This window comes from Leisingera sp. SS27 (assembly GCF_028368855.1).
GTDB lineage: Bacteria > Pseudomonadota > Alphaproteobacteria > Rhodobacterales > Rhodobacteraceae > Leisingera.
On sequence record NZ_JAQNCY010000008.1, the window covers coordinates 1 to 24,791 of the forward strand.

The window sequence follows — 24,791 nt, forward strand, 5'->3', positions numbered from 1 at the left end:
TGGCGTTCGCCTGCTTCCATTCCCAGCATTTCCATGAGTGCGGCGACGTCGGGCATGTGCTCCGCAAGCATCTTCTTCAACTTGACGTTCTCGGCCTCCAGGGCCTTCAGCCTCTTGGCCTCGAACACTTCCATACCGCCATACTTCGAAGAACGGCGTCTGCAAGAACTGCTCGTCGATCAGCCGCATCAAGTCGAGGTTCTGTTCGCTCTCCCCCTTCGGCTCGTAGTAAAAGGACGAGCGCGCGATCGACAGCAGCCTGCACTGTTGTCCGATCGACAGCTCCGGGTGGTCAGGCTCGATCATGCCGCGCCTCACTTCCCACCCCAAGACTTCAGCTTTCGTTCCGAAAAAGAGCTGGCCACCGCCAACTCCCCGACTTTGGCGAGAAGCTCCTTCACCTGCTTTTCGCCGATCCCGGGCTTTTTCCGGGCGCCGCGCTCAAACACACCGGAGGCGCCTTTGAGCAATGCCCGATTCCATTGATGGATCATCGTCGGATGCTCCCCGAACCGGCTCGCCAGCTCGGCTGCGGTTTCCTCGCCCTTCAGGGCCTTCAGCGCAACCTTCGCCTTGAACTCCGGCGCGTGCTGCTTGCGTTTCGGCATCTCTGATCTCTTTCTCCTCAAAGATCAGCAGACTGCAAACCGTAGCTTATGTCAGTGTCCGAATTTCGGGGGGAGATCAGTCCTTCTCGGGTTTCTTCGCCGCCACCTATGGTCCTCAGTTTTCTAAACATAGGGACGGGCAACTTCTTTGAGGGAGGCACAGGAGGTCGCCGCCGAGAGGCTGCGCCGTGCTGCAGAGGTGTACCGCATCGAGGGTGAGATCCGCGGCATGGTGGCCGGCCGGCGGCTGTCGGCCCGACAAGCCTGCATCGCGCCACTGGTCGCCGAGTTCGGAGAATGGCTGTAGAGCCAGCGCCACCGGATCTCCTCAAAGTCGCATTTCGTTGAGAAATTGAGCTACATCCACCGCCAATGAGATCGGCCGCAGACTTTTCTCCACGATGGCCGCGTCGAGATCGAATCTAACGCTGTCTAAAACCTGATCGGTCCGATGGTTCTGACTAAGAAGAACGCAATTTTTGCCGGTGACGTACGGGGAAGGCGACGGCGTCTAGTGTGATGCCGCACCGTTCACCGGTACGGCAAAGATCAAGGGCGTCGAGCCCCTTACCTACCTCAAGGCCACCTTTGAAGCCATCGCTGCAGGTCACACTGCCAGTCGGCTCGACGAAATCCTACCCTGGAACTTCCAGTGATCAAGTTGAAAGCACGGTGCTCTCCAGACGCCGCTTGCGCCAATAGTGCGTCACTCCGGGGCCTTCACCTTGCGCAGGTAGGGGAAAATGGTCTCGAACTCGCCGAACTTCGCCTTGGCGTCCTCGTTTGAGACGGTGGGCGGGATGATCACGTCTTCGCCGGGAACCCAGTTTGCCGGGGTGGCAACACCCTTGCCGATCGACATCTGCAACCCGTCCAGCGCCCGCAGGATTTCAGCAAAGTTGCGGCCAACTGTCATCGGGTAGGTCATCGAAAGCTTCAGCTGTTTATCCGGGCCGATAATGAAAACCGATCGCACGGTGGCGCTGTCGGCAGGGGTGCGGCCGTCGGGCAGGTAGGCTTCGGCCGGCAGCATGTCGAATGCCTTGGACACTGCCAGCCCGTCATCGGCAATGATCGGAAAACCCGGTGCTGCCTTGCCGTATTCCTCGATGTCTTTCTTCCACTTCTTGTGGTCCTCGACACCATCGACCGAAACGCCGATCACCTTGGTGTTGCGCTTGGCCCATTCTTCACCCAGCTGGGCAACTGCCGAAAACTCGGTGGTGCACACCGGGGTGAAATCCTTGGGATGGGAAAACAGAATCGCCCAGCTGTCGCCGATCCAGTCATGGAAAGTAATCGTGCCCTGGTCGGTTTCTGCGGTAAAATCCGGGACCGTGTCGTTAATGCGCAAACCCATGGCGGTATCTCCTTGTCAGTGAAATATTGAGTCGTCTTGACTGTTACCTAAGTACTCTAACGCAACGATAAAGCAGCCGTGCAAGGAAACCGCAAAATATCACGGCGCTCCGGGCCGAAAGTGGCCATGAAATGCCATTGACACCGCCTGCGGTAATTTGATCAAATTGCGAGGCGAAGACCCTTGCCCCCTCCGGGGCGCAGTGACAGAGTGGCCGCGAAACCGGCAAACCGGAGCCAGGAATACGTCTGAAACGGGAGTTCCCAGATGATCGAGAAACGTGACTTTTACATCAACGGCCAGTGGGTCGCCCCCTCTGCCGCCAACGACTTTGAGGTGATCAACCCCTCGACCGAAGAACCCTGTGCGGTTATCTCGCTGGGTTCTGAAGACGACACCAACGCAGCCGTGGCCGCGGCCAAGGCGGCTCTGCCTGGCTGGATGGCCACCCCAGTGGAGGAACGCATCGCGCTGGTCGAGAAGCTGATCGATGTCTATGAAGCCCGCGCGGAAGACCTCGCCCAGGCGATGTCACTTGAGATGGGTGCGCCCATCGATATGTCGCGCAGCTCGCAAGTGGGTGCTGGCAGCTGGCACCTGCGCAACTTCATCGCCGCGGCCAAGGAGTTCCCGTTTGACGCACCGTTGAATGAACGCAGCCCCAACGACCGTATCATTCACGAGGCAGTGGGTGTCTGCGCCCTGATCACGCCCTGGAACTGGCCGATGAATCAGGTAACGCTCAAGGTCGGCGCCGCCGCAGTCGCGGGCTGCACCATGGTGCTGAAACCCTCGGAACAAAGCCCGCTGAATGCAATGATCTTTGCGGAACTGATGGACGAGGCCGGCTTCCCGGCTGGCGTGTTCAACCTCGTGAACGGCGATGGCCCCGGCGTCGGATCGCAGCTGACCACCCATCCGGACGTGGACATGATCTCCTTCACCGGCTCCACCCGCGCAGGCATCGCCATTACCCAGGCGGCAGCACCGACTCTCAAGAAGGTGGACCTTGAGCTGGGCGGCAAGGGCGCCAACGTGATCTTTGAAGACGCCGACGAAAAGGCCGTAAAGCGCGGTGTGCTGCACATGATGCAGAACACCGGCCAGAGCTGCAACGCGCCCAGCCGGATGCTGGTCCAGAACAGCATCTATGACCGCGTGGTTGCCGAGGTGGCTGAAGTTGCTGCCAAGGTAGAGGTCGGCCCGGCAAGCCAGGAAGGCCGCCACATTGGTCCGGTTGTGAACGAGATGCAGTGGAACAAAATCCAGGATCTGATCCAGAAAGGCATCGACGAAGGCGCCAAGCTGGTGGCCGGCGGCACCGGCCGTCCGGATGGTCTGAATAAGGGCTATTATGTGAAGCCCACCGTCTTTGCGGATGTGAACAACCAGATGACCATCGCCCGCGAGGAAATCTTTGGTCCGGTGCTGTCTATCATTCCCTTTGAAACCGAAGAGGAAGCGATTGAGATCTCCAATGACACGCCCTATGGGCTGACCAACTATGTGCAGACCCAGGATGGCGCCCGTGCCAACCGCATGGCCCGTGCGCTGCGCTCCGGCATGGTGGAGATGAACGGCAAGTCCCGCTCGGCAGGTTCGCCCTTTGGCGGCATGAAACAATCCGGCAAGGGCCGCGAAGGCGGCAAATGGGGCATTGAGGACTTCCTGGAAGTGAAAGCCGTCGGCGGCTGGGCTGCCGAGTAATCCTTTTGCTTTGAGATGTTGGAGAGCCGCCTTCCGGGGCGGCTTTCTTTTTGCGCCATCGTGCGCGACGGGGCGGTGCTCCCGCGCCTTCAGGCCGCCCGGCTGCGCCGGACCGCATTCTGGCTTGGGCGTGGCCCGCGCTGCGCACGGGCAGGGGACTGCTGAGCGGTGCCTGACCCTCAATGGGTGCTGAGAGTTCTGGTCAGAAATAGGCTCTAAGCAAGCAGATTATGGCGATTCCAGCGCCCATCGTCAGCGGAAGGCTGCGGGTGATCAGTGCCACTGCCAAAGCGGCCGCGCCTGCGGTCCATTCCTGCGGCCCGCCCTGCATCAGCAGATAGGTGACCAGAGACAGGATCAGGCAGCCTGGCAATGCCTGCAGCCCTCGGGCCCAGGGACCGTGATCCGGCAGCCTCCGGCCCAGCAGGTAACCTGACAGCCGCACTGTGAAGGTGGCGGCAGAGAGACCTAGGATCAGGGTCCACGTCTCAGTCATTTCCCAGCACCCCGGCAATCGTGGCTCCGCTCAGCCCGCCCAGGATCAGCGTCCATGTGGGATCCAGGGGCGTTAGCTCCCCGGCCAGCAGCACAACAGCAACGGATCCGGCCCAGGGCAGCAGCATCGCCATGCCGCTCCACAATGAACGCAGGATGGCGATGAAGGCGGCGGTGAACGCAAAGTCCATGCCCAAGGCGCGCGGCTCGGGCACTGCCGAGGCGAAGCCTGCCCCCGCCACCGTGGCCAGCACCCAGACCGCAACCAGCCCCAAACCGCCGCCCACCAGATACCAGTAGCCCGCGGGGCGGCCGCGGCTGCGCGTGGCGTGCATTAGCGCCCAGTTCTCATCCGTGGCCAGATGCACTCCCAAGAGGATCTGCCACCAGGGGCGCCCGGCAAGCTCATCCCGCAAGGACGCGGTGATCAGCAACAGCCGCAGGTTCAGCGCGAGGCCCGCCAGCAGCGCAGCACCGGCACCTGCCCCTGCCACCAGACGTTCGACCGCGATGATCTGCGAGGAGCCGGCAAAGACGATGGTTCCCATCACCCCTGTTTGCAGCCCGCTCATCTGCGCCTGTGCAGCCAACAGCCCGAAGGCCGCCCCGTAGACGGCGACGCCTACCGCCAGCGGCACGATGTCCCGCAATCCCGCCAGCAGCTGGCTGCGGGCGGCAGGTAGAACATTCAAGTCTGGCAGGGCCATTGGCAGGCTCCTCTGGAAACAGGCGAAGCGTTCATTTAAACCGTTCGCGAGGCTTCTATACCGAACGAACGATTTGTTCGTCAAGTCGAACGATTGGATGAAATAGTGAACACATCAGCGCCCCACAAGATGATAGCCGCGGCCATCAAGCGCGAGCGCAGCCGCGCGGGAAAGTCGCTTTCCGCTCTGGCTGCCGAGGCCGGCATCGCCAAATCGACGCTGTCCCAGCTGGAGGCAGGCAACGGAAATCCCAGCGTAGAGACGCTTTGGGCCTTGGCCGCCGCATTGGATGTTCCGCTGAGCCTGCTGTTTGAAACCGAGGCGCCTGCCACCCGGCTGATCCGCGCGGATGAGGGCGAGGTGCTGGCATCGGAGCAGTCGGACTTCGCCGCCGTGCTGCTGTCCCGCAGTCCGCCGAACGTGCGGCGGGATGTCTACCGGGTGGTCATGCAGCCCGGAGAGATCCGCCGCGCCCAGCCGCATCCGCGCGGAACGGTGGAGCATATGCTGGTCTGTTCCGGTCAGATGCGCGCCGGGCCGGAAGGCCAGGAGGAGCAGCTTTGGCCGGGTGATTACTATACATATCCTGGAGACCATCCGCATACCTACGAGGCGAAACAGCCCGACACGATGTTTCTGATAGTCATGGAGGCGCCTTAATCAGGCTCTAAAACTGGGGTTTCACCCGGAATTTCAGCGACTCGCCGCTGTCGGGGTGCTTGATCCGCAGCTCCTCCGAATGCAGCATCAGGCGCGGATGCTCCAGCGCGGCGCCCGTGGCATAAAGCGGATCACCCAAAATCGGGTGGCCCAGCGACAGCATATGCACCCGCAGCTGATGCGAACGCCCGGTCTTGGGGGTCAGCCGCACCCGAGTGGCATCGTCCTCATACTTCATCACCCGCCAGTCGGTGACAGCAGGCTTGCCGGTCTCGTGGCAGACCATTTGTTTGGGCCGGTTCGGCCAGTCGACGATCAGCGGCAGGTCCACGGTGCCGCTGCGCGGCTCCAGCCTGCCTGCAATCCGCGCTACATAGGCTTTCTTCGCGGTGCGTTTCTCAAACTGCATCGACAGGTGCCGCTGCGCATGAGGAGTGAGAGCAAATACCATCACGCCGGAGGTGTCGCGGTCGAGCCGGTGCACCAGCAGTGCCTCGGGGAAGGCAGCCTGGATGCGGCTGATCAGGCAATCGGCCAGATGCTCGCCGCGGCCCGGAACTGACAATAGGCCTGCAGGCTTGTTCACCGCCAGCAGCTCTGCGTCATGGTGCAGGATCTCCAGCGGGTCCTGCGGCGGGGTGTATTCGCTTGAAACGGCCATGGCGGCTTGCCTACTGCGTGGTCCCGGCAAGAGCAAGCCGCGCAGCGCCGCTTTCCTGCCTGCCGTGCCTTTGCTAAATTGACACCGTCCCGGCGATCCGGTAACCGGCGCGCCTCACATACACATGGGGACGATGCATGGCACGCAAACGCAAAGGGCGCGATATTTCCGGCTGGCTGGTGGTGGACAAGCCCGCGGGCCTGACCTCGACAGCGGTTGTGAACAAGGTACGCTGGGCGCTTGAGGCCAAGAAGGCCGGCCATGCAGGCACCCTGGATCCCGAAGCGACCGGCGTTCTGGCTGTTGCGCTGGGCGAGGCGACCAAGACCGTTCCCTATATCACCGATGCCTTGAAGGCATATACCTTCACCGTGCGGCTGGGTCAGGCAACCAATACCGACGACGCTGAGGGTGAAGTGATTGCCGAAAGTTCTGAGCGCCCCACTGATGAGCAGATCAAGGACGCGCTGCTGCCCTTCCTGGGTGAGATCATGCAGGTGCCGCCCAAGTTCTCCGCGGTGAAGATCGACGGCCAGCGTGCCTATAAGCTCGCTCGCGATGGTGAAGACGTGGAGATCGAGGCCCGCCCGCTGTGGGTTGAGGAACTGATCATGCTCGATCGCCCGGACGCGGACCATGTGGTGCTGGAGATGACCTGCGGCAAGGGCGGCTATGTACGCTCCATCGCCCGAGACCTTGGTGCCGCACTAGGTTGCCATGGCCATGTCAAGGAACTGCGCCGGATCTGGTCCGGCCCGTTTGATGCGGCTGAGGACGGGATTTCACTCGAAGAGATCGACCGCCTCGCCCGCACCCCGGATCTGGACGCCTATTTGCGCCCGTTGGAGGAGGGGCTGGCTGACCTGCCCGAGGTCAAGTGCACCCCCGAAGGGGCTGTGCGGCTGCGCAATGGCAACCCGGGCATGGTGATGCCCAATGATGAGGTTGAATACGGCGATGAGGCCTGGGCCTCGCTCGACGGTCATGCGGTTGCGGTCGGCGTCTACAAATCCGGAACCCTGCATCCCAGCCGCGTCTTCAATCAGGACAGCAGCGCCGGTTAACAAAGCGTATCTTTTTGGGTCAGCTGCGTTGACCGGATGTTTCGCGCGCGAAACATTTGGGCAGTAGAGCTGACCTAATATCCTTGGGGGGGGGTGTTCTGCGGTCTTACCTAGGCTTGCCTGGCTGTACTGTTGTCTCCGAACACAGAGTAATACTCTTGAGCGGTCAGGAGGATACTGGCCTGCGCGCCCTCCTCGGCACTGATCTGATTGCCCGCCGCATCGCGCCAACGGTCCTCGCTGGTGGAGTAGTTGTCATGGAAGGCGATACTGAGCCCGGACTGATCCCCGGGCAAGGTTGCGATGGCAATACCGTCCATGGCGATCAGAGTGCTGTCCTGATCCGCGTCGTAGCTGACGCTCAGTCCGGCGATTGCATCTTCGAAGCTGTAGCTGGGAATGGACCCGAAGCCGGCAACGACCGGGAAGTCGATCCGCAACTGATCCTCTGACGGATCGAAATCGGTGATTTCCGCCTCCTGAGTTCCGGCCTCGTACACATTTGCAAAGGCGTGGAAGGTGTCCGCCCCTGCGCCGCCTGTGGCCGTTGTCCCGGGACCGATCCACAGGCGGTCATCTCCAGTTCCACCGTCGAGCACATCACCGTCGTCACCCGCACGGGTCAGGTCACCGGGGTAGTGATTGTAGGACCCTTCATAGTGGATCGAGCCACTGCCGCTGTAGAGCGTATCGTCGCCTTCGCCGCCGGTAAGGGTGTCGGCACCGCCTTCGCCAAAGATCACATCATCGCCTGCGGTGCCGTCCAGTGTGTCACTTTCCGAAGTGCCGCGGATCGCATCCAGGGCGAAGGGGGCGCTGAAGCCAGGGTTTTCAAAGCGCTCTGTCCAGGCAACGTCACCAATGCCGTTCAGAAAATCCACTTCCAAGACCTTTCCCTCTGCAAGCGAAACGCCGGGCAGGGTCAGGATCGTTTGGTTGTTGAGAGTGTCGATAAAGCGCAGGCCGCTGCCGTCCTCGGTCTCGATCAGTTCAACGTAACCGGAAGAATACGGCGTCAGTGCCAGCTGGTCGGTACCCAGTTCAAAATCCTCAATCACCGTTTCACGGCTGCCCGCATCGTCCAGAACGAAACGGTCCGCGCCGTGGCCGCCGGCGGCCGTATTGCCGGCACCCAGATGCAGTTCATCATCTCCGCGGCCGCCAGCCAGGAGATCAAGGTCACCGGCGTTGCCTGTCAGCGTGTCGTTTCCATCTGCGCCGTCCAGGATGTCGTTCGTCCCGGCGGTGCCGGACAAGCTGATGTTTTGGGGCAGCGGATCAGGGCCCGCCGGTATTTCGGGAACAACTGGCGGTTCCGGTTCAGACCGCTCAGACGATTCTTCTCCGGAAACGTCCGCGTTATCAAAACCAACCCCGATTGCGGAGCCAGCCAGTGCCAGAAAGATAAGAAGTTCCATACCGCTCAGGTCAATAAATTGGTCAAATCCTTTGCGGGAAAAATCTGGCCGCGGATCAGTTGGAGGATGGCGAAAGCGGGCTTGGAAGGCAACCTTTGCTGTTCTAAAACCGCTACCATGATCACCCGCAGCCATACCAAGGGCGATGCGCCCTCGACCGCCGTGTATTCCGATTGCGAAACGTACCGCTACAGCCTGACCCGGATCTGGGAACCTGCTGGCCTGCGGGTGATGTTCGTAATGCTGAACCCTTCGACTGCAACAGAGGTGCAGAACGACCCAACCATTGAACGCTGCGAGCGCCGTGCCCGGGCACTGGGATTCGGCGGATTCCGCGCAACCAACATCTTTGCCTGCCGCGTCACTGACCCGCGGGAGATGCGCAGGCTGGAAGCGCCTGAAGGGCCGGATAACATGGCGGCCGTTCTTGAAGGCATGGATTGGGCCGATACAGTCATCTGTGCCTGGGGCACACATGGCGCACACCGCGGACAGGGCGCGCTGGTCGAAGAGGCGCTCCGCTCGACAGGGAAGCCGCTGCATCATCTTGGCCTCAGCAAGGTAGGCCATCCCAAGCATCCCTTGTATATTCCCTACCGCCAGCAGCCGGAACTGTGGGCGGTCATCGCAGGCCACTGACCCGAATTAACCGGTGTTCCTGTTTTGTTTTGCAATTTGCCGTGCGCTGTGAAAGTGTGCTCGCGTGCGAGTAATACATCCGGGAGTTGATAGCCAATGTTGTGGCTTGCAAGCATGTTGGGACTGGTGGCAATGGGCAGTGCGGTCCTGGTCAATGTCGACGGCACAGAGGATGAAGAGGGCGCCGGGCCTGAGGAGGATGGCCTGGACGGCGGTTATATTGAGCCTGGCGGTGAAGCCCCCGGTGATGGTGACACCATAACTGGCACTGATGCTGGCGATGTGCTGGCAGGCAGCAGCGGATCAGACAGCATCAGTGGCGGCGGGGGGGATGACCAGATCGGTGGTTACGGCGGCGATGACTGGCTGGCTGGCGGCGAAGGCCACGATGTACTGCATGGCGATGGCGGCGACGACAGCCTGTTTGGCGGCGGCGGCGACGACCTTCTGCACGGAGAGGACGGCGCCGATATTCTGGAAGGCGGCGATGGGGCTGACAGCCTGTACGGCCATTTCGGAACGGACAGCCTGTTTGGCGGCGGCGGTGATGATGTGCTTCACGGCGGTCAGGACGGCGACTGGCTCGAGGGTGGCGGCGGCACGGATTCGCTGCACGGCAATGACGGCGACGACAGCCTGACCGGCGAGGCCGGCCAGGATGCGCTGTTCGGCGGCACAGGCAATGATGTTGTATCCGGTGCCGGAGATGGCGCTGAGCAGGATTTCTTGAACGGCGGCGATGGCGACGATACGCTGATCGCCGGGGCCGCGGATGTCCTGACCGGCGGAGCAGGCGCGGACCAGTTTGCCGCAGGCATCTGGACCGGCACGTCGGAAGCTGTCCAGTTGATGGATTACGATGCCGCTGAGGATCAGCTGGTGCTGGTCTGGGACTTTGACGGCGGTGCCGAGCCATCCGTGGAGGTGCAGCAGAATCCCGATTTTGAGGGCGAGCACCTGGTCCTGGTGGATGGCGAGCCGGCTCTGCGTGTGTCTGGTGCCGATGAGCTGACCGCCAGCGATGTGGTGCTGATGGATACTGCCTCGGCTGCCGCAGCAGGAATGCTGCCGCAATAGAGGCGGCAATCCCGGCGGGGATACCCGCACATATCCTTTGCCTTTGCTCTGGAATCATCTTATACGCCCGCATCTGCTTCGCTACGCGGCAGACAGCTCCATGGGCCTGTGCTGGACGACATCCCGGCCTGCGCCATCCACTCTAACCTTATGAAGGAGACCCCGATGTCGATCACTGCGGAAGAAAAAGCGCGCCTGATGAAAGAATTCGCAACCAAAGAAGGCGACACCGGTTCTCCGGAAGTCCAGGTTGCAATCCTGACCTCGCGCATCAACACCCTGACTGAGCACTTCAAAACCCACAAGAAGGACAACCACGGCCGCCGTGGTCTCCTGAAAATGGTTGCTCAGCGCCGCAAGCTGCTGGACTACACCAAAGGCAAGGATGAGGCCCGTTACCAGGACCTGATCAAGCGCCTGGGCATCCGCCGCTAATCCGCGCGTATCCGGATTTCTGCGCCCGTTCCGAAAGGAGCGGGCGTTTTCTTTTGCGCTGCTCCGTTTGGTAAAGGCGTACGCCCGCGTCCATGGGCTCACTTGCTTGGCCGGGCTCCCCTTGGCTTTGGGCGCTGCGCACGCGCGGTTGTTGACGAAGGCAAGCCGAGTGATCTGCCCCCTGCGAAATCCCTCGCCATGATGCAGCGTCTGAGCTGGGTGCTCTGATGCGGATCTACGGTAAGCCCGAATGCATTGCGATTGAGCCATTGAGGCACCATTGGCTCGAGCCCAATGGCGAGTGGGCGGACTACACCATCCGGGCCGCACAGAAATTGGCGGACCGGAATGCAATTCCGCGCCCCGCGCTTGCCCAGCCTGAAACGGCGGCTATCAAAATCAAACCCGAAGCTTCCCGATTTGAACGGGGAACCAGTGGAGGCAGGCCCTCTTCATCAATCCAGTGACGCTCCTGCGATTATTTCATTCCCCGGATGTGCAGCAGAGTAGTTTCGACACACTGCAAGCGTTTGAGCCTCGTCAGCTCACCACTGCTGAGCGCGAAAGGGCGGACTTGAGGTGCACGGGCAGTCACGACACACTCTGGGTCCGCTTTGGTGTGAAGGCGAACACCTAGAACCACTGACCGGGTTCCATCAGTCCCAGATCCAGAAGCTGGCGCGAATGCCATTCAAACGGCGCGGAATTATGCCAGCGGAAGGTTTCGATATCGAACGTGGAGCCAGGATTCCGCTTGAGCGCTTTTGCGGTGCGGAAGGAGCAGACCGCAGCTGTCAGGTTGTGATGCCAGGGGCATGCATATGTGTTGTATTCCTGATCGTTAAAGGTGTGGTCCGGGCGCAGTTTCAGGCCCGGTTTGGCGCGAAACAGTGAAATCCGGTCTATTTTTCGGCTGGCTGCAGGGATGTGTTCTTCGAACCGCCAGCGAACTCCGCCAAAGAAATCCAGCTGCCGCTCGCGCGGATGTCCAGTTTCCTGATCTTTGCGCGACTGCGCATAGTAGCCGGATTTGTCGAGATACGCCTCTTCAAGTGACACCGCGCTTGGCCAAGTATTCAGATCGCCGGCATAGAGGTCAATTACATAGGTGAGCATCGCATCCCGGCGTTCCTCGGTGTGAAAGGTGAGCATCTCTCCGATCCCGCGGGACTCGCAAAACGGGTAGAACAAGTATTCCGCATTATAGCAGTAGTAGAGCCAGCACCCTGGCTCAGCCGCAGCGATAACTGCGTTAACGGCGCCTGTGACTGCCCCGTCCTTTCCGCAATCAAATGGCACCCTATGCACCATTGCACGCACATCCGGAGGCAAGTCGAAGGCATCCGGCATCAAGGCTGCCACCGCCGTGAAGCCGCTTTGAAGGTGATGGCGCAGAGTGGTGGCTATCTCCGTTTCATCTTCTATGAAGACCAGCGCCACCGGTCCCTTGGCGAGTAGCGTTTTGCCTTGTTTCAGGAAATCCTGCAGCGAGGAGTACATCATGCCGTTCTGCCCTGCCTTTCTGGCCTTTGCAGCCAAAATCGGGTAAATGCCGCTCCATTGCAAGCTGCGGCATTTGCCTGTATTGCAAGCCGCTGTTTACCCACCCTGGCTGGAAGGCTGACCCGCATGAGCGCCCCGAAAAAGCTGTTTATCAAGACCTATGGCTGTCAGATGAATGTCTATGACAGCGAACGTATGGCCGAGGCGCTGGGCGGCGAAGGTTATATCGAGACAAAATCTGCCGATGACGCCGATATGATCCTGCTCAATACCTGCCATATCCGGGAAAAGGCGGCGGAAAAGGTCTATTCTGAACTGGGCCGCTTCAAGGGGCTGAAGGCTGAGAAGCCGGATCTGAAGATCGGCGTCGCTGGCTGCGTCGCCCAGGCCGAAGGCGAGGAGATCATGCGCCGCCAGCCGCTGGTCGATCTGGTAGTGGGCCCGCAGAGCTACCACCGCCTGCCGGAGATGGAGGCCAAGGCACGGACAGGGGAGAAGGTGCTGGATACCGATTTCCCCGAAGAAGACAAGTTCGAGAAATTGAAAAACCGCCCCAAGGCCAAGCGCGGCCCGACGGCGTTTCTGACGGTGCAGGAGGGCTGCGACAAGTTCTGCGCCTTCTGCGTCGTGCCTTACACCCGGGGTGCCGAAGTCTCGCGCCCGGCAGACCGTATCCTGCGCGAGGCGCAGGACCTGGTCGAACGCGGTGTGCGCGAAATCACCCTGCTGGGCCAGAATGTGAACGCTTACCACGGTGCTGGGCCTAACGGTGATCTGACATTGGCGCAGCTCATTTGGGAGTTGGATAAGATCGAAGGTCTGGAGCGTATCCGCTTCACCACATCGCACCCGAACGACATGCAGGACGATCTGATTGAGGCACACGGTACTTGCGCCAAGCTGATGCCCTATCTGCATCTCCCGGTTCAAGCGGGCTCAGACAAGATCCTCAAACGGATGAACCGCTCCCACACTGCCGAAAGCTACATCCGCCTGATTGAGCGCATCCGTGCCGCGCGGCCTGACATCCTGATCTCCGGAGACTTCATTGTCGGTTTTCCGGAAGAGACTGAGGAAGACTTCCAGGCCACGATGGACCTGGTGGAGGAAGTGAAATACGGCACGGCCTATTCCTTCAAATACTCAACACGCCCAGGCACCCCGGCTGCAGAGCGCGCGCAGGTGGATCCTGCCGCGGCAGACGACCGGCTGCAGCGCCTGCAAACCTTGCTGACCCGGCAGCAGCGCGAAGTGCAGGACAGCATGGTTGGCCGTGAAGTCGGTGTGCTGTTTGAAAAGGCGGGCCGCTTGCCCGGGCAGATGGTGGGTAAGTCCGACTACCTGCATGCCGTGCATGTTGCTGATTGCAGCCGTGGTATCGGCGAACTTGCCCGGGTGCGTATTGTGTCTTCCGGAGCAAACTCCCTGGCTGGTGAACTGGTCGGCTGACACCTTGTTTCGCTCGGCGAATCGCTGCGGCGACGGGCGGGAACAGTTGCAAGTCCGGGCGGTCCGGCTGATCTTCAGGAAGCGATTTGCATCGCGACTGGCAACAATGCCCCGGAGTTGGGTTGAGTGTTTTGCGGAAGTGTTTAATCGGCTTGTGCATTCGGCCGATTTTGAGAATGTTTTAACTAAAAATCAGGTAGATTTACCCGTATGGCCTAAGGGGTGGCCAGGTTTGAGACAGCTCCCTGGGGGGACTTAGGTGAAGGAATTTCGGTTGTGTTGACATTTAAACTGCACAAGGCGATTGCGCTGGCCGCTGCTGCCGCGGCTGCGCTCAGCATCGCCGCTGCGCCCGCGAGCGCCCAATCACAGCAGCGAACCATCAAAGGCGAACGCTATGTGCCGACCATCTGGGTCGACCCGGATGGCTGTGAGCATTGGGTGATGGACGATGGCGCTGAGGGCTACATGACGCCTCATGTCAAACCGGATGGCAAACCCGTTTGCCGCCGCGGCAATATCTGCGGTGTGATGCCGACGGACCAGTTCTTTGCCACTGACAAACACTACATCAATGCAGCAGGCAGACAGCGCCTGCGGCAGTTCTTCCAGCAGGCGCAGGGCAACGGTGCGCGCGCCTTCATCGTTGCGGGCCACACCGACAGCAGAGCATCGGATGAATACAACATCCGCCTGTCCGAGCGCCGCGCAAATGCGGTGGCAGCGGTTGGCCGTTCGGCTGGTGCGCGCATTTCAGGTGTGCGTGCCTACGGCGAGCGCGATCCGCGGGTGCCCAATACCAGCGCTGCCAACATGGCACAGAACCGCCGTGTCGAAATCTATTGCCTGCGCTGAGGGGGAAGCATGATGATGAAAAGAACGCTTGGTCTTGTTGCGGTTATTTCACTCCTTGGAGCCTGCAGCGAAGCATTTGATAAAACCCGCGATGGCCACGTTGGCGATGGCAGCAACAATCACCTGTCCAACCTGACAGCCGGCATCTGGGTTGACCCGAACGGTTGTGAACACTGGATCATCGACGATGGGCTTGAGGGCTACGCTGACCTCCGCCGCACGCCCGACGGGAAGCCGGTCTGCAACAGTGATATTCCGCCCACCCTGGCGACCGGCCCCTTCAAGGACGGTTCGACTTTTGGCGACCCGATCTGAGACATACAACTTGCTTGATTTGCAGCCGCCCTCCGGGGCGGCTGTTTTTGTTTCAAAAATGTGATTTTGCGCAGCGCCTGCTTGCGCAAACGCTGCCGCAGAGGCAGACTGAAGAGGCAACGCCAGATTGAGGAGATCAGCTTGGCCATCAGCGCCCTGAATGACCCGCAGACCCAGACCGCAACCCACGAAGTGCTGCTGGAATTTCCTGACAACCGATTGCTGATCGACCTGTGCGGCGAATATGACCGCAACCTGGCTGACATTGAACAAAAACTGGGTGTGCAAATTGTCCGCCGCGGCAATCAATTGTCAGTGATGGGTGAGGATTCCGCACGGGAGCAGGCTGCTGGGGTGCTGACAGCGCTTTATGACCGCCTGGAAACCGGCCGCAGTGTCGAAAGCGGCGACATCGACCGCGAATTGCGCATGGGGACGGACACGGATGATGCCGAACCCGATGGCCAGCTGCAGATGTTCCGCGGCGGCCGGGTTGAGATCAAGACCCGCAAGAAACTGGTGGAACCGCGCACTGACGCGCAAAAGGCCTATGTTCAGTCCCTGTTCGAGCACGAACTGGCTTTTGGCATCGGCCCCGCTGGCACCGGCAAAACCTATCTGGCCGTTGCCGTGGGTGTTTCGATGTTCATCACCGGCCATGTCGACCGCATCATCCTGTCGCGCCCGGCGGTGGAGGCCGGGGAAAAGCTCGGCTACCTGCCCGGCGACATGAAGGACAAGGTCGATCCCTACATGCAGCCGCTTTATGACGCGTTGAACGATTTCCTGCCGGGCAAGCAGCTTGCCAAGCTGATTGAGGACAAGCGGATCGAGATCGCACCTTTGGCCTTCATGCGCGGCCGCACACTGTCCAACGCCTTTGTGGTGCTGGACGAGGCGCAAAATGCCACCACCATGCAGATGAAGATGTTCCTTACCCGCCTGGGCGAGGGCTCGCGCATGGTGATCACCGGCGACCGCTCGCAAGTTGACTTGCCGCGCGGAGTGCAGTCGGGCTTGGCCGATGCTGAGCGGCTGCTGAAAAGCATTCCCAAGGTCAGCTTCAACTACTTCACTGCCCGTGATGTGGTGCGCCACCCGCTTGTGGCCGCGATCATTGAGGCCTATGACGCGGATTCGACACCGGCCTGACGGACGCACTCAATCGGGCTTCATCTTTGTGAAAATACTCCGGGGGTGCGGGGGCTGGCCCCCGCGTATGCAACCGCATCATGACGCTCGACATCTCTATCGAAGACAGCCGCTGGCAGAGGGGCGGCCTTGAGCCGCTGGCGGAAGAAGCCATCGCTGTTGTGCTGGCGCATTTCGGCCTTGATCCGGAAGTCTGCGAAATCTCGCTCTTGGCCTGCGATGACGCCCGGATCGCTGAGTTGAACGCTGAGTTCCGGGAAAAGGACAAGCCTACCAATGTTCTCAGCTGGCCGGCAGAGGAGCTGGCGGCCGAGGAGGACGGCGGCACGCCTTTGCTGCCAGAGGCCGATTTTACCGGGGAAATCCCGCTGGGTGACATTGCCATTTCCTATGATACCTGCGCCCGGGAAGCTGCCGGAGCGGGCAAAAACCTGGCCAACCATACCCGTCACCTGCTCATTCACGGACTGTTGCATCTTTTGGGCTATGATCACATTCGTGACCGCGATGCCGCATTGATGGAAGGGATTGAGGTCCTGCTACTTGGCAAACTGGGTATCGCGAACCCATATAATAGTTAGGACGCCCCGTGACCGGGGTTTTTGGAATGGAAAGATGGGCGACATAGAAGGCAGTTCTAACGCGGCGCAGGGCGCGCTGAAGGACATCAACGGCACGGCGGCGGATGCTCCGGCCTCGGAAAATACCGGATTGTGGACGCGGTTGCGCAACATGTTCAGCGCCGATCTGCAGGAAGGCCAGGACACCTGCGGCGAACAGCCGGCGCCGGGATCAGCTCCGCACGGAATGATCAACCTGCGCCGGATGCGGGTGGAAGATGTCGCAATCCCCTCTGCTGAAATTGCCGCGGTGCCGGTCACTGTCGCCAAGGATGATCTGGTCGGCATTTTCCGGCAAAGCGGTTTTACCCGCATTCCCGTTTACGAAGGCACACTCGACACGCCTCTGGGCTTTGTCCACCTCAAGGATTTTTCGCTGACTCATGGGTTCAACGGCGGCACCTCGGAGTTCGATCTCTCCAAGATGCTGCGTCCGCTGCTGTTCGTGCCGCCGTCGATGCCGATCGGCGTGCTGCTGACCAAGATGCAGGCCGAACGCCGCCACATGGCGCTGGTGATCGACGAATACGGCGGTGTTGACGGGCTTGTCACCATCGAAGACCTGATTGAACAGGTGGTGGGCGAAATCGAGGACGAGCATGACGCCGACGAACTGCAGACTTGGTTCGAAGAGAAGCCCGGTTGCTACATCGCGCTGGCCCGCACCTCGCTGCCGGAGTTTGAGGCGGAGACCGGCCATTCGCTGACCAGCCACGATGACGTGGATGAAGAGGAGATCGACACGCTTGGCGGGCTGGTCTTCATGTTGTCCGGCCGCGTGCCTGCGCGCGGCGAGGTGATCGAACACCCCGAAGGTGCCGAGTTCGAAGTCATGGATGCCGATCCGCGCCGGATCAAGCGGCTGCGGGTACGGCTGCCGGACGCCGCCGCTTGATGGCACTGGGGCTGCGGCAGGCCGCGCGCCAGCTGCGTCTGGCCCAAGCGGCTCTTGCCTTTGGCAGCGGCGGGCTGCTGTCCTTGGCGCTGGCTCCCTGGCATATGCTGATCGGGCTGCCGGTCGCACTGGCCGCGGCTGGCTGGCTGGTGATGCATGCGCACTCCGCCCGCTCCGCTGCGCTGGCTGGATGGCTGTTCGGGCTGGGCTATTTCACTTTCGGCCTTTCCTGGATCATAGAGCCGTTTCAGGTTGACCCCGACCGTCACGCCTGGATGGCCCCCTTTGCGCTTGTTTTCCTGGCAGCGGGTCTCGCCTTGTTCTGGGGGTTGGCCTTCGGCCTTTCTGTCCGTTTCAGCCGGGCTGCCGCACGGATACCGGTGCTGGTGTCACTGTGGTCCCTGGCGGAATTTGCCCGCGCCTATCTGCTGACCGGTTTTCCCTGGGCTGCTTTCGGCCAGTTCTGGATGGATACGCCTGCCGCTGATCTGCTGCCCTGGATCGGGCCGCAGGGGCTGGCGCTGCTGACACTTGTCGCAGCCTTGCCGCTGGCCTTGCTGAGGACGAAACCTGCCGCGTCTCTGCTGCCGCTGGGATTGGCTGTGGCCGCAGTTGCTGGCGTTCCCCGTCCCAGTGAAACAGCACGGACAGACCGCATAGTGCGGATCGTTCAGCCCAACGCGCCGCAGGAGCTGAAATGGCATCCGGAGCACAGGTGGGAATTCGTCCGCCGCGCGCTGGCATTCTCTGCCGAGGAGCCGCGTCCTGACTTGATCGTCTGGCCGGAAACTGCGGTTCCGCAGCTGATGAACTATGCCGGAGACACTCTGCAGGCCATTTCTGAACAGGCCGGCGGGGTCCCGGTCCTGCTGGGTATCCAGCGGGAGGAGGGCGGTGCCTACTTTAATTCTGCGGTGCTTCTGGATGCTGATGGCCTGCCAATAGCAACTTATGACAAGGCGCATCTGGTGCCGTTCGGGGAGTATGTTCCCTTTGGCGACTTTATGGCCCGTTTCGGGATCCACGGTTTTGCCTCCCAGGCCGGAGCGGGTTATGCCGCTGGCCCGGGGGCCAGGGTAATGGATCTGCCTATCGGCAGTGCGTTGCCGCTGATCTGCTATGAGGCCGTTTTCCCGCAGGATGTGAGCGCCGCCGAAACCCGTCCGGACATGCTGGTGCAGATCACCAACGACGCCTGGTTCGGCACCCGCTCAGGTCCCTATCAGCATCTGGTTCAGGCGCGGATGCGGGCGCTGGAGCAAGGGCTGCCGATGATCCGGGCGGCCAACACCGGTGTCTCGGCCATGATTGCGCCGGACGGTTCGCTGCTGGATCAGCTGCCGCTTGGGGAAGCCGGCTTCATTGACGCGGCCCTGCCCGCGCCGTTGCCGCCGACGCTCTACAGCCGGACCGGGGACTGGCCTGTTCTGTGGTTGTGTTTCTTGATCGCCGGTGCGGCAATCTTTCTTCCCCGTGCTCTTGCGCCGCGGTCATAGGTGCTTAACTCTATCGGAATATAGATTGACCCGCGCGGATGGGCCGCGTAATGCGGCTTGATACCTGCCACAACGGCTTCCTGGCGTGGCAAGGATAAAACAATGGAGCACTTTTCATGACCCGTACGAACTACACCTTCACTTCGGAATCGGTTTCCGAAGGCCACCCGGATAAGGTCTGCGACCGCATTTCCGACGCGGTTCTCGATGCTTTTCTGGCGGAAGAACCCGAAGCACGCGTGGCGGCTGAGACCTTTGCAACCACGAACCGCGTTGTGATCGGGGGGGAGGTCGGGCTGTCCGATCAGGACAAGCTGCACGATTACATGGGCAAGATCGAAGATATTGCCCGCGCCTGCATCAAGGACATCGGCTACGAGCAGGACAAGTTTCACCACGAAACCGTGGAAGTGACAAACTTGCTGCACGAGCAGTCCGCCCACATCGCGCAGGGCGTTGACGCCTCGGGTGAAAAGGACGAAGGCGCCGGCGACCAGGGCATTATGTTCGGCTTTGCCACCAATGAAACCGACGCGCTGATGCCGGCCCCGATCCAGTTCAGCCACGCGATCCTGCGCCGTCTGGCCGAAGTGCGCAAGAACGGCGCCGAGCCGGTGCTTGGCCCGGATGCGAAATCCCAGCTGTCGGTGGTCTACGAGGATGGCAAACCGATTGGTGTCAGCTCGCTGGTGCTGTCGACACAGCATCTGGATGAAAGCCTGACCTCGGCGGATATCCGTGCCATTGTTGAACCTTACATCCGCGAAACCCTGCCCGAAGGCTGGCTGACAGATGCCACCCAGTGGCACGTGAACCCGACCGGCAAATTCGTGATTGGCGGTCCGGATGGCGACGCAGGGCTGACCGGGCGCAAGATCATCGTGGATACCTATGGCGGTGCAGCACCGCATGGCGGCGGCGCGTTTTCCGGTAAGGACCCGACCAAGGTGGACCGTTCGGCGGCCTATGCCGCGCGTTATCTGGCCAAGAATGTGGTGGCCGCGGGCATGGCTGAGAAATGCACGATTCAGCTGTCCTATGCCATTGGCGTCTCTAAGCCTCTGTCGATTTATGCCGAAACCCATGGCACGGGCGAGGTTGACCCGGCGGCGATCGAACGGGCGATTGATCAGGTCATGGATCTGACCCCGCGCGGTATCCGCTCGCATCTTGGCCTGAACAAGCCGATTTACCAGCGCACCGCAGCCTATGGCCATTTCGGGCGCGAGCCGGAAGCGGACGGCGGCTTCAGCTGGGAGCGCTTGGATCTGGCCGACGCTCTGAAAAAAGCGGTCTGAGACCAGCAACGAAATTGGGGAGCGGGCCGTATGGCCCGCTCCTTTTTTTGTTTTTGCGGGCATGAAGAGCGGTGCGAAACATTCCTGCAGAATGCCTCAAGTGTTGGGGGTGGAGTGGCGCGAAAGCCTGCGCCATAGTGCCAGGCAGGATCCATTCAGCCGCCGGAGACGTGATGCTGCGCGTGATTTCTTTGCTTAGCTGCCTGCTTCTGGCGCCCGTCGCTGGCGCCAAGGAAACCTTGCCGCAAAAATTCAGCCTGAAGGGCAAGACGCTCGTCTATGACACAGAAACAGATGTGACCGGCGATTTGGCCGAGATGACCGAAGAGGACGTCTCAAACCTGCGGGACATCCTGAAGAAGCGTCCGGAAGTCACGGAACTGCAGCTCAACAGCGTTGGCGGCAGCGTCTATGCAGGTGAAGAAATCGCCGGGCTGGTGCTGGAATACGAGCTGGACACTCTGGTTGACGGCACCTGCATCAGCGCCTGTGTTGATGTTTTTCTGGCAGGCGGGCGCAGGCGGATGACAATCGGATCCAGTATTGGCTTTCACCAGCGCAACTGGCCGGCAGAGGCCGTGCACAAATACTACCGCAGCGAACGCAAACGCCGCCGCTGGTCCACTCCATTTGAACTCGGCTCCTGGATTTACCAAGACACCCAGAGCGAAGTCTACGAGCACCTCCGCTATATGGTGGAGCGCGGCGTCGATCCCGGCTTTGCCATTGAAACACTGCGCACGGACCCGGACGGCGAGTGGTATCCCAGCCGTCTGCGGCTGATCGCTGCAGGTGTCCTGCGTGAGCTGCGCCCGGGGCAAACCCCCTAGATGGCTTGACCCGCGGGCCTGCTTGCGGCACAGGGGCGGCCAGCCTTTCAAACAACGCCTCGAACAGGAGCCCAGACGCATGTCCGGCGACCAGAAGCCCCGCGACGACCAGTCCAAGGATGCCCGGCCCGCAGTTGAAAATGCGGCCGATAAACACGCCAGCGGTGCGCCCTGGCGCAATTTCTATGGCCGGTTCAAAGGCAAGACCCTGAAGGACAGCCAGAAACGTTACCTTGACGAGGACCTGGCCAGCCTCAGCCCGGGCGCTGTCGGCTGGGAGGAAAACCCGGACCGTAACCCGCTGGACATTGAGGCGCTGTTCGGCGGCAAGGATGTCTGGCTGGAGGTCGGCTTTGGCGGCGGGGAGCATCTGGTGCATCAGGCGGTCAGCAACCCTGGCGTTGGCATTATCGGCGCTGAGCCATTTATCAACGGCGTGGCGATGCTGCTGGGCAAAATCCGCAATGCGGGCGCAGACAATATCGCCGTGCATCCCGGCGATGCACGCGACCTGATGGATGTGCTGCCGGAGGCCTCCATTTCGCGTGCCTTCCTGCTGTATCCTGACCCCTGGCCCAAGGCGCGCCACCACCGCCGCCGCTTTGTGACCCAAGAACATCTGGAGCCGCTGGCCCGATGCCTGAAGCCCGGCGCAATCTTCCGGGTGGCGACCGATATCCCCGACTACGTGCGCCAGACGCTGGAGGAGGTGCCAAAAGCTGGTTTCGAATGGCTGGCCGAAGACCCCTCTGACTGGCGCCAGTCCTGGGATGACTGGATCTCCACCCGCTACGAGCAGAAGGCCCTGCGCGAGGGGCGCACCCCGCATTACCTGACCTTCCGCCGTTTGGACTGAGGCCAATTACGCTGGACCGGCCAGACCCAATCCGTTACCGATAGCGCAAACGAACAGACGAACGACCGACAGACGAAGGAAGCCCCATGTCCGGACACGGCACGCCCATCCCGATGACCTCCCACCGTGCTGACCCGCTCAAGGGCATGGCAGAGGTGCCCGGCGACAAGTCAATTTCGCACCGGTCTCTGATTTTGGGCGCACTGTCGGTTGGCGAAACCAAGATCTCCGGCCTCTTGGAAGGGGAGGACGTGCTGGACACCGCCAAGGCGATGCAGGCCTTTGGCGCAGAGGTGGTCAATCACGGCGGCGGCAACTGGTCGGTGTTCGGCGTCGGTGTTGGCGGTTTTGCGGAACCGGATAATGTGATTGACTGCGGCAACTCCGGCACCGGGGTTCGGCTGATCATGGGGGTGATGGCAACTTCGCCGATCACGGCGACCTTCACCGGCGATGCCTCCCTCAACAAGCGCCCGATGGCGCGGGTGACCGATCCGCTGGCGCTGTTTGGCACCCAGTCCGTGGGCCGCTCTGGCGGCCGCCTGCCGATGACCATCGTAGGGGCTGCCGATCCGGTTCCAGTGCGTTATGAGGTGCCGGTTCCGTCCGCGCAGGTGAAGTCAGCGGTACTGTTTGCTGGCCTCAATGCACCGGGCAAAACCGTGGTGATCGAGAAGGAAGCCACCCGCGATCATACCGAACGGATGCTGGCCGGTTTTGGCGCAGAGATTACCACCGAGGAAACCGACGAGGGCCGCGTTATCACCCTGACGGGCCGACCGGAGCTGAAGCCGCAGGTCATCGCCGTGCCGCGCGATCCGTCCTCCGCCGCTTTCCCGGTCTGTGCGGCGCTGATTACACCCGGCTCTGACGTGCTGGTGCCGAATATCGGCCTCAACCCGACCCGCGCCGGCCTCTACTACACTCTGCAGGACATGGGCGCGGATCTGACGTTCGAGAACATGCGCGAGGAGGGCGGCGAGCCGGTTGCCGATCTGCGCGCCAAGTTCTCACCCAATATGAAAGGCATCGAAGTGCCGCCAGAGCGTGCCGCCTCGATGATTGACGAATACCCGGTGCTATCGGTGGTCGCTTCCTTTGCCGAGGGCAAGACCATGATGGGGGGCGTCAAGGAATTGCGCGTCAAGGAAAGCGACCGCATCGACGCGATGGCCAAAGGGCTGCGCGCCAATGGCGTCACCGTCGAGGAAGGCGAAGACTGGTGGGAAGTCGCCGGTCTCGGCATCGATGGTGTGCCCGGCGGCGGCACCTGCGAGAGCTTCCTGGACCACCGTATCGCGATGTCCTTCATGGTCATGGGCATGGGTGCGCAGAACCCGGTCTCTGTTGACGACGGCGGCCCGATTGCCACCTCCTTCCCGATCTTTGAAAGCCTGATGGGCGGGTTGGGTGCCAAGCTGGAGCGCACATGAGCGAAAGCTTCACTATCGCAGTCGACGGCCCCGCCGCCGCAGGCAAGGGCACACTGTCCAAGGCGCTCGCGGCCCACTATGGTTTCGGCCACCTGGATACCGGTCTTCTCTACAGGGCGGTCGGAGCCAGGATGCTGGATGGCGCTGCACCTGTAGAGGCTGCGCAGAACCTGACACCAGAGGATCTGGCGCGTGATGACCTGCGCGGGCCGGAAGTGGCCCAGGCCGCCTCCAAGGTGGCGGTGATTGCCGAGGTACGCGCTGCACTGGTCGATTTCCAGCGGGCCTTTGCCCGCCGCGCAGGCGGCGCGGTCCTGGACGGGCGCGACATCGGCACCGTGATTTGCCCGTATGCGCAGGTGAAGTTCTTTGTCACTGCCAGCGCCGAAGTGCGCGCACGCCGCCGGTTCCTGGAACTGGCCGCTGCAGGCAAGGTGACAACCCTCGAAGAAGTGCTGGGCGACGTGAAGGCCCGCGACGACCGTGACATGAACCGGGCCGAGGCCCCGCTGCGTCCGGCAGCGGATGCCATACTGATCGACACCAGTGATCTGAGTATCGAGGAGGCCCTGGCCAAGGCGATGTCTGTGATTGAGGCGCGCCGCAAGGCCGGAGAGAAACTGCCCTAAAGGCCCGCGGATCGGCAAAACCCGCAACTGACGCATCAGTTGCGGGCCAAAGGTGTTCAAGGTGAATTCTATACTTGCCCGCCGTCTGTCAGCCCGGATTAGAGTGCACCAACGGCGGTGTGCTTGATTTCCGACCACTGGCTGTCTGCGGTCTTGGCAGTGCCAGCCACGTCTTCCAGGAAAGCAGCGCGGGTGGCAGCGTTCAGGAACAGGAACAGCTTGCCGTCATGCACCAGATACTGGTCCGGGTCGCCATCGAACTTTTTGCCCACTGACACGCCATAGGAGCAGAAGCCGCCGTGCTGCGGCAGGTACTGCGCCGGGTTGGCTTCAAACGCGGTCTTGTTTTCCTCTGACGCGAAGTAATAGGAGGCGCCGTCGACGGTTGCGGAATAGGTGGCAACGCCCTCAACCGGGTTGCGGCTGTCCACCAGCGCCACCAGGTCGACACCATGGGCCGCCAGCGGCGCGCCGCCGGCTGAGATGCCATTGGAGACGTTAACTTCATCGGCGGCAAAGGCCGGCGCAGCAAATGCTGCGGAAAGTGAAATCAGGGCGGTTGTCAGAAGTGTCTTCATGATTTTCCTCATCTGGTTCAGTGTGCAATCAGGCTCTACAGCCCGGTAATC

Annotated in this window: 28 protein-coding genes, 1 pseudogene and 1 riboswitch; of the genes and pseudogenes, 20 read left to right on the plus strand and 9 right to left on the minus strand. The window is 61.3% G+C overall.

Annotation, left to right across the window (positions count from 1 at the left end; genetic code table 11):
* Window positions 1–149 (minus strand): annotated as a pseudogene (locus N6L27_RS16175) (IS3 family transposase); the annotation flags it as partial.
* Between the two features lie 165 nt (window positions 150–314).
* Complete coding sequence (locus N6L27_RS16180) at window positions 315–608, minus strand: hypothetical protein (protein WP_271908347.1); 294 nt, start codon at window positions 606–608, stop codon at window positions 315–317.
* A gap of 148 nt (window positions 609–756) precedes the next feature.
* Here N6L27_RS16180 and N6L27_RS16185 point away from each other — a divergent pair, with 148 nt between their 5' ends.
* A complete protein-coding gene (locus N6L27_RS16185; RefSeq protein ID WP_271908348.1) occupies window positions 757–915 on the plus strand; it encodes a hypothetical protein in 159 nt (52 codons plus the stop codon).
* A gap of 241 nt (window positions 916–1,156) precedes the next feature.
* Window positions 1,157–1,264, plus strand: coding sequence for a transposase domain-containing protein (locus tag N6L27_RS16190; protein ID WP_271908536.1), 108 nt, complete (start codon window positions 1,157–1,159; stop codon window positions 1,262–1,264).
* Between the two features lie 50 nt (window positions 1,265–1,314).
* On the opposite strand, the gene N6L27_RS16195 is transcribed toward N6L27_RS16190, so the two are convergent.
* Complete coding sequence (locus tag N6L27_RS16195; protein ID WP_271908349.1) at window positions 1,315–1,968, minus strand: peroxiredoxin; 654 nt, start codon at window positions 1,966–1,968, stop codon at window positions 1,315–1,317.
* 267 nt (window positions 1,969–2,235) lie between these two features.
* On the opposite strand from N6L27_RS16195, the gene N6L27_RS16200 reads away from it, so the two are divergent.
* Window positions 2,236–3,675, plus strand: a complete 1,440-nt coding sequence (locus tag N6L27_RS16200) for an aldehyde dehydrogenase family protein (RefSeq protein ID WP_271908350.1) — start codon at window positions 2,236–2,238, stop codon at window positions 3,673–3,675.
* A 202-nt stretch (window positions 3,676–3,877) separates the two neighbouring features.
* On the opposite strand, the gene N6L27_RS16205 is transcribed toward N6L27_RS16200, so the two are convergent.
* Both N6L27_RS16205 and N6L27_RS16210 read right to left on the minus strand, forming a co-directional pair.
* Window positions 3,878–4,171, minus strand: coding sequence for an AzlD family protein (locus N6L27_RS16205; RefSeq protein WP_271908351.1), 294 nt, complete (start codon window positions 4,169–4,171; stop codon window positions 3,878–3,880).
* Window positions 4,164–4,877 carry an AzlC family ABC transporter permease gene (locus N6L27_RS16210; RefSeq protein ID WP_271908352.1) on the minus strand — a complete coding sequence of 238 codons (714 nt, stop codon included), beginning with the start codon at window positions 4,875–4,877 and terminating at the stop codon, window positions 4,164–4,166. The genes N6L27_RS16205 and N6L27_RS16210 overlap by 8 nt, the downstream gene beginning before the upstream one ends.
* 129 nt (window positions 4,878–5,006) lie before the next feature.
* Between N6L27_RS16210 and N6L27_RS16215 the strand changes: the two genes are divergently transcribed.
* Complete coding sequence (locus tag N6L27_RS16215; protein ID WP_271908353.1) at window positions 5,007–5,537, plus strand: helix-turn-helix domain-containing protein; 531 nt, start codon at window positions 5,007–5,009, stop codon at window positions 5,535–5,537.
* Window positions 5,538–5,544: 7 nt separating this feature from the next.
* Here N6L27_RS16215 and N6L27_RS16220 read toward each other — a convergent pair whose 3' ends face one another.
* On the minus strand, window positions 5,545–6,198 hold the full coding sequence (locus N6L27_RS16220) for an RluA family pseudouridine synthase (protein WP_271908354.1): 654 nt from the start codon (window positions 6,196–6,198) through the stop codon (window positions 5,545–5,547).
* Between the two features lie 137 nt (window positions 6,199–6,335).
* On the opposite strand from N6L27_RS16220, the gene truB reads away from it, so the two are divergent.
* The gene (gene truB, locus N6L27_RS16225; protein WP_271908355.1) at window positions 6,336–7,262 is read left to right on the plus strand and encodes a tRNA pseudouridine(55) synthase TruB; all 927 of its coding nucleotides are present in this window, start codon (window positions 6,336–6,338) and stop codon (window positions 7,260–7,262) included.
* Window positions 7,263–7,372: 110 nt separating this feature from the next.
* Here the strand turns inward: truB and N6L27_RS16230 are convergent, their stop codons facing one another.
* On the minus strand, window positions 7,373–8,680 hold the full coding sequence (locus tag N6L27_RS16230) for a calcium-binding protein (RefSeq protein WP_271908356.1): 1,308 nt from the start codon (window positions 8,678–8,680) through the stop codon (window positions 7,373–7,375).
* Between the two features lie 117 nt (window positions 8,681–8,797).
* Here N6L27_RS16230 and N6L27_RS16235 point away from each other — a divergent pair, with 117 nt between their 5' ends.
* From N6L27_RS16235 to rpsO, 3 genes are all read left to right on the plus strand, one after another.
* Window positions 8,798–9,319, plus strand: a complete 522-nt coding sequence (locus N6L27_RS16235) for a DUF1643 domain-containing protein (RefSeq protein ID WP_271908357.1) — start codon at window positions 8,798–8,800, stop codon at window positions 9,317–9,319.
* Window positions 9,320–9,451: 132 nt separating this feature from the next.
* Window positions 9,452–10,396, plus strand: a complete 945-nt coding sequence (locus N6L27_RS16240; protein WP_271908358.1) for a calcium-binding protein — start codon at window positions 9,452–9,454, stop codon at window positions 10,394–10,396.
* 165 nt (window positions 10,397–10,561) lie between these two features.
* On the plus strand, window positions 10,562–10,831 hold the full coding sequence (gene rpsO / locus N6L27_RS16245; RefSeq protein ID WP_019295116.1) for a 30S ribosomal protein S15: 270 nt from the start codon (window positions 10,562–10,564) through the stop codon (window positions 10,829–10,831).
* Between the two features lie 633 nt (window positions 10,832–11,464).
* Here the strand turns inward: rpsO and N6L27_RS16250 are convergent.
* Window positions 11,465–12,334, minus strand: a complete 870-nt coding sequence (locus tag N6L27_RS16250; RefSeq protein WP_271908359.1) for a hypothetical protein — start codon at window positions 12,332–12,334, stop codon at window positions 11,465–11,467.
* Window positions 12,335–12,460: 126 nt separating this feature from the next.
* Here N6L27_RS16250 and miaB point away from each other — a divergent pair, with 126 nt between their 5' ends.
* The 12 genes from miaB to N6L27_RS16310 all read left to right on the plus strand — a co-directional run bounded on the left by miaB (window position 12,461) and on the right by N6L27_RS16310 (window position 24,162).
* Window positions 12,461–13,783, plus strand: a complete 1,323-nt coding sequence (gene miaB / locus N6L27_RS16255; protein ID WP_271908360.1) for a tRNA (N6-isopentenyl adenosine(37)-C2)-methylthiotransferase MiaB — start codon at window positions 12,461–12,463, stop codon at window positions 13,781–13,783.
* A gap of 279 nt (window positions 13,784–14,062) precedes the next feature.
* Window positions 14,063–14,638 carry an OmpA family protein gene (locus tag N6L27_RS16260; protein ID WP_442915787.1) on the plus strand — a complete coding sequence of 192 codons (576 nt, stop codon included), beginning with the start codon at window positions 14,063–14,065 and terminating at the stop codon, window positions 14,636–14,638.
* Window positions 14,639–14,647: 9 nt separating this feature from the next.
* Window positions 14,648–14,953 carry a hypothetical protein gene (locus tag N6L27_RS16265; protein ID WP_271908362.1) on the plus strand — a complete coding sequence of 102 codons (306 nt, stop codon included), beginning with the start codon at window positions 14,648–14,650 and terminating at the stop codon, window positions 14,951–14,953.
* Window positions 14,954–15,094: 141 nt separating this feature from the next.
* Window positions 15,095–16,105: a PhoH family protein gene (locus tag N6L27_RS16270; protein ID WP_271908363.1), complete on the plus strand. Its 1,011-nt coding sequence runs from the start codon at window positions 15,095–15,097 to the stop codon at window positions 16,103–16,105.
* Window positions 16,106–16,185: 80 nt separating this feature from the next.
* Window positions 16,186–16,686, plus strand: coding sequence for an rRNA maturation RNase YbeY (ybeY, locus tag N6L27_RS16275; protein WP_271908364.1), 501 nt, complete (start codon window positions 16,186–16,188; stop codon window positions 16,684–16,686).
* Window positions 16,687–16,720: 34 nt separating this feature from the next.
* Window positions 16,721–17,620 (plus strand): hemolysin family protein, encoded by a 900-nt coding sequence (locus N6L27_RS16280; RefSeq protein WP_271908365.1) that lies wholly within the window; start codon window positions 16,721–16,723, stop codon window positions 17,618–17,620.
* A complete protein-coding gene (lnt, locus tag N6L27_RS16285) occupies window positions 17,620–19,116 on the plus strand; it encodes an apolipoprotein N-acyltransferase (protein ID WP_271908366.1) in 1,497 nt (498 codons plus the stop codon). Before N6L27_RS16280 ends, lnt begins: the two co-directional genes overlap by 1 nt.
* Window positions 19,117–19,177: 61 nt before the next feature.
* Window positions 19,178–19,226, plus strand: a riboswitch (SAM-SAH riboswitch).
* 6 nt (window positions 19,227–19,232) lie between these two features.
* The gene (gene metK / locus N6L27_RS16290) at window positions 19,233–20,414 is read left to right on the plus strand and encodes a methionine adenosyltransferase (RefSeq protein ID WP_271908367.1); all 1,182 of its coding nucleotides are present in this window, start codon (window positions 19,233–19,235) and stop codon (window positions 20,412–20,414) included.
* Window positions 20,415–20,587: 173 nt separating this feature from the next.
* Complete coding sequence (locus N6L27_RS16295; RefSeq protein ID WP_271908368.1) at window positions 20,588–21,244, plus strand: hypothetical protein; 657 nt, start codon at window positions 20,588–20,590, stop codon at window positions 21,242–21,244.
* 79 nt (window positions 21,245–21,323) lie between these two features.
* Window positions 21,324–22,100, plus strand: coding sequence for a tRNA (guanine(46)-N(7))-methyltransferase TrmB (trmB, locus tag N6L27_RS16300; RefSeq protein ID WP_271908369.1), 777 nt, complete (start codon window positions 21,324–21,326; stop codon window positions 22,098–22,100).
* An 86-nt stretch (window positions 22,101–22,186) separates the two neighbouring features.
* A complete protein-coding gene (gene aroA, locus N6L27_RS16305) occupies window positions 22,187–23,533 on the plus strand; it encodes a 3-phosphoshikimate 1-carboxyvinyltransferase (protein WP_271908370.1) in 1,347 nt (448 codons plus the stop codon).
* Window positions 23,530–24,162 (plus strand): (d)CMP kinase, encoded by a 633-nt coding sequence (locus N6L27_RS16310; RefSeq protein ID WP_271908371.1) that lies wholly within the window; start codon window positions 23,530–23,532, stop codon window positions 24,160–24,162. Before aroA ends, N6L27_RS16310 begins: the two co-directional genes overlap by 4 nt.
* Window positions 24,163–24,260: 98 nt before the next feature.
* Here N6L27_RS16310 and N6L27_RS16315 read toward each other — a convergent pair whose 3' ends face one another.
* Window positions 24,261–24,740: a YHS domain-containing (seleno)protein gene (locus tag N6L27_RS16315; protein WP_271908372.1), complete on the minus strand. Its 480-nt coding sequence runs from the start codon at window positions 24,738–24,740 to the stop codon at window positions 24,261–24,263.
* Between the last annotated feature and the right edge of the window lie 51 nt (window positions 24,741–24,791).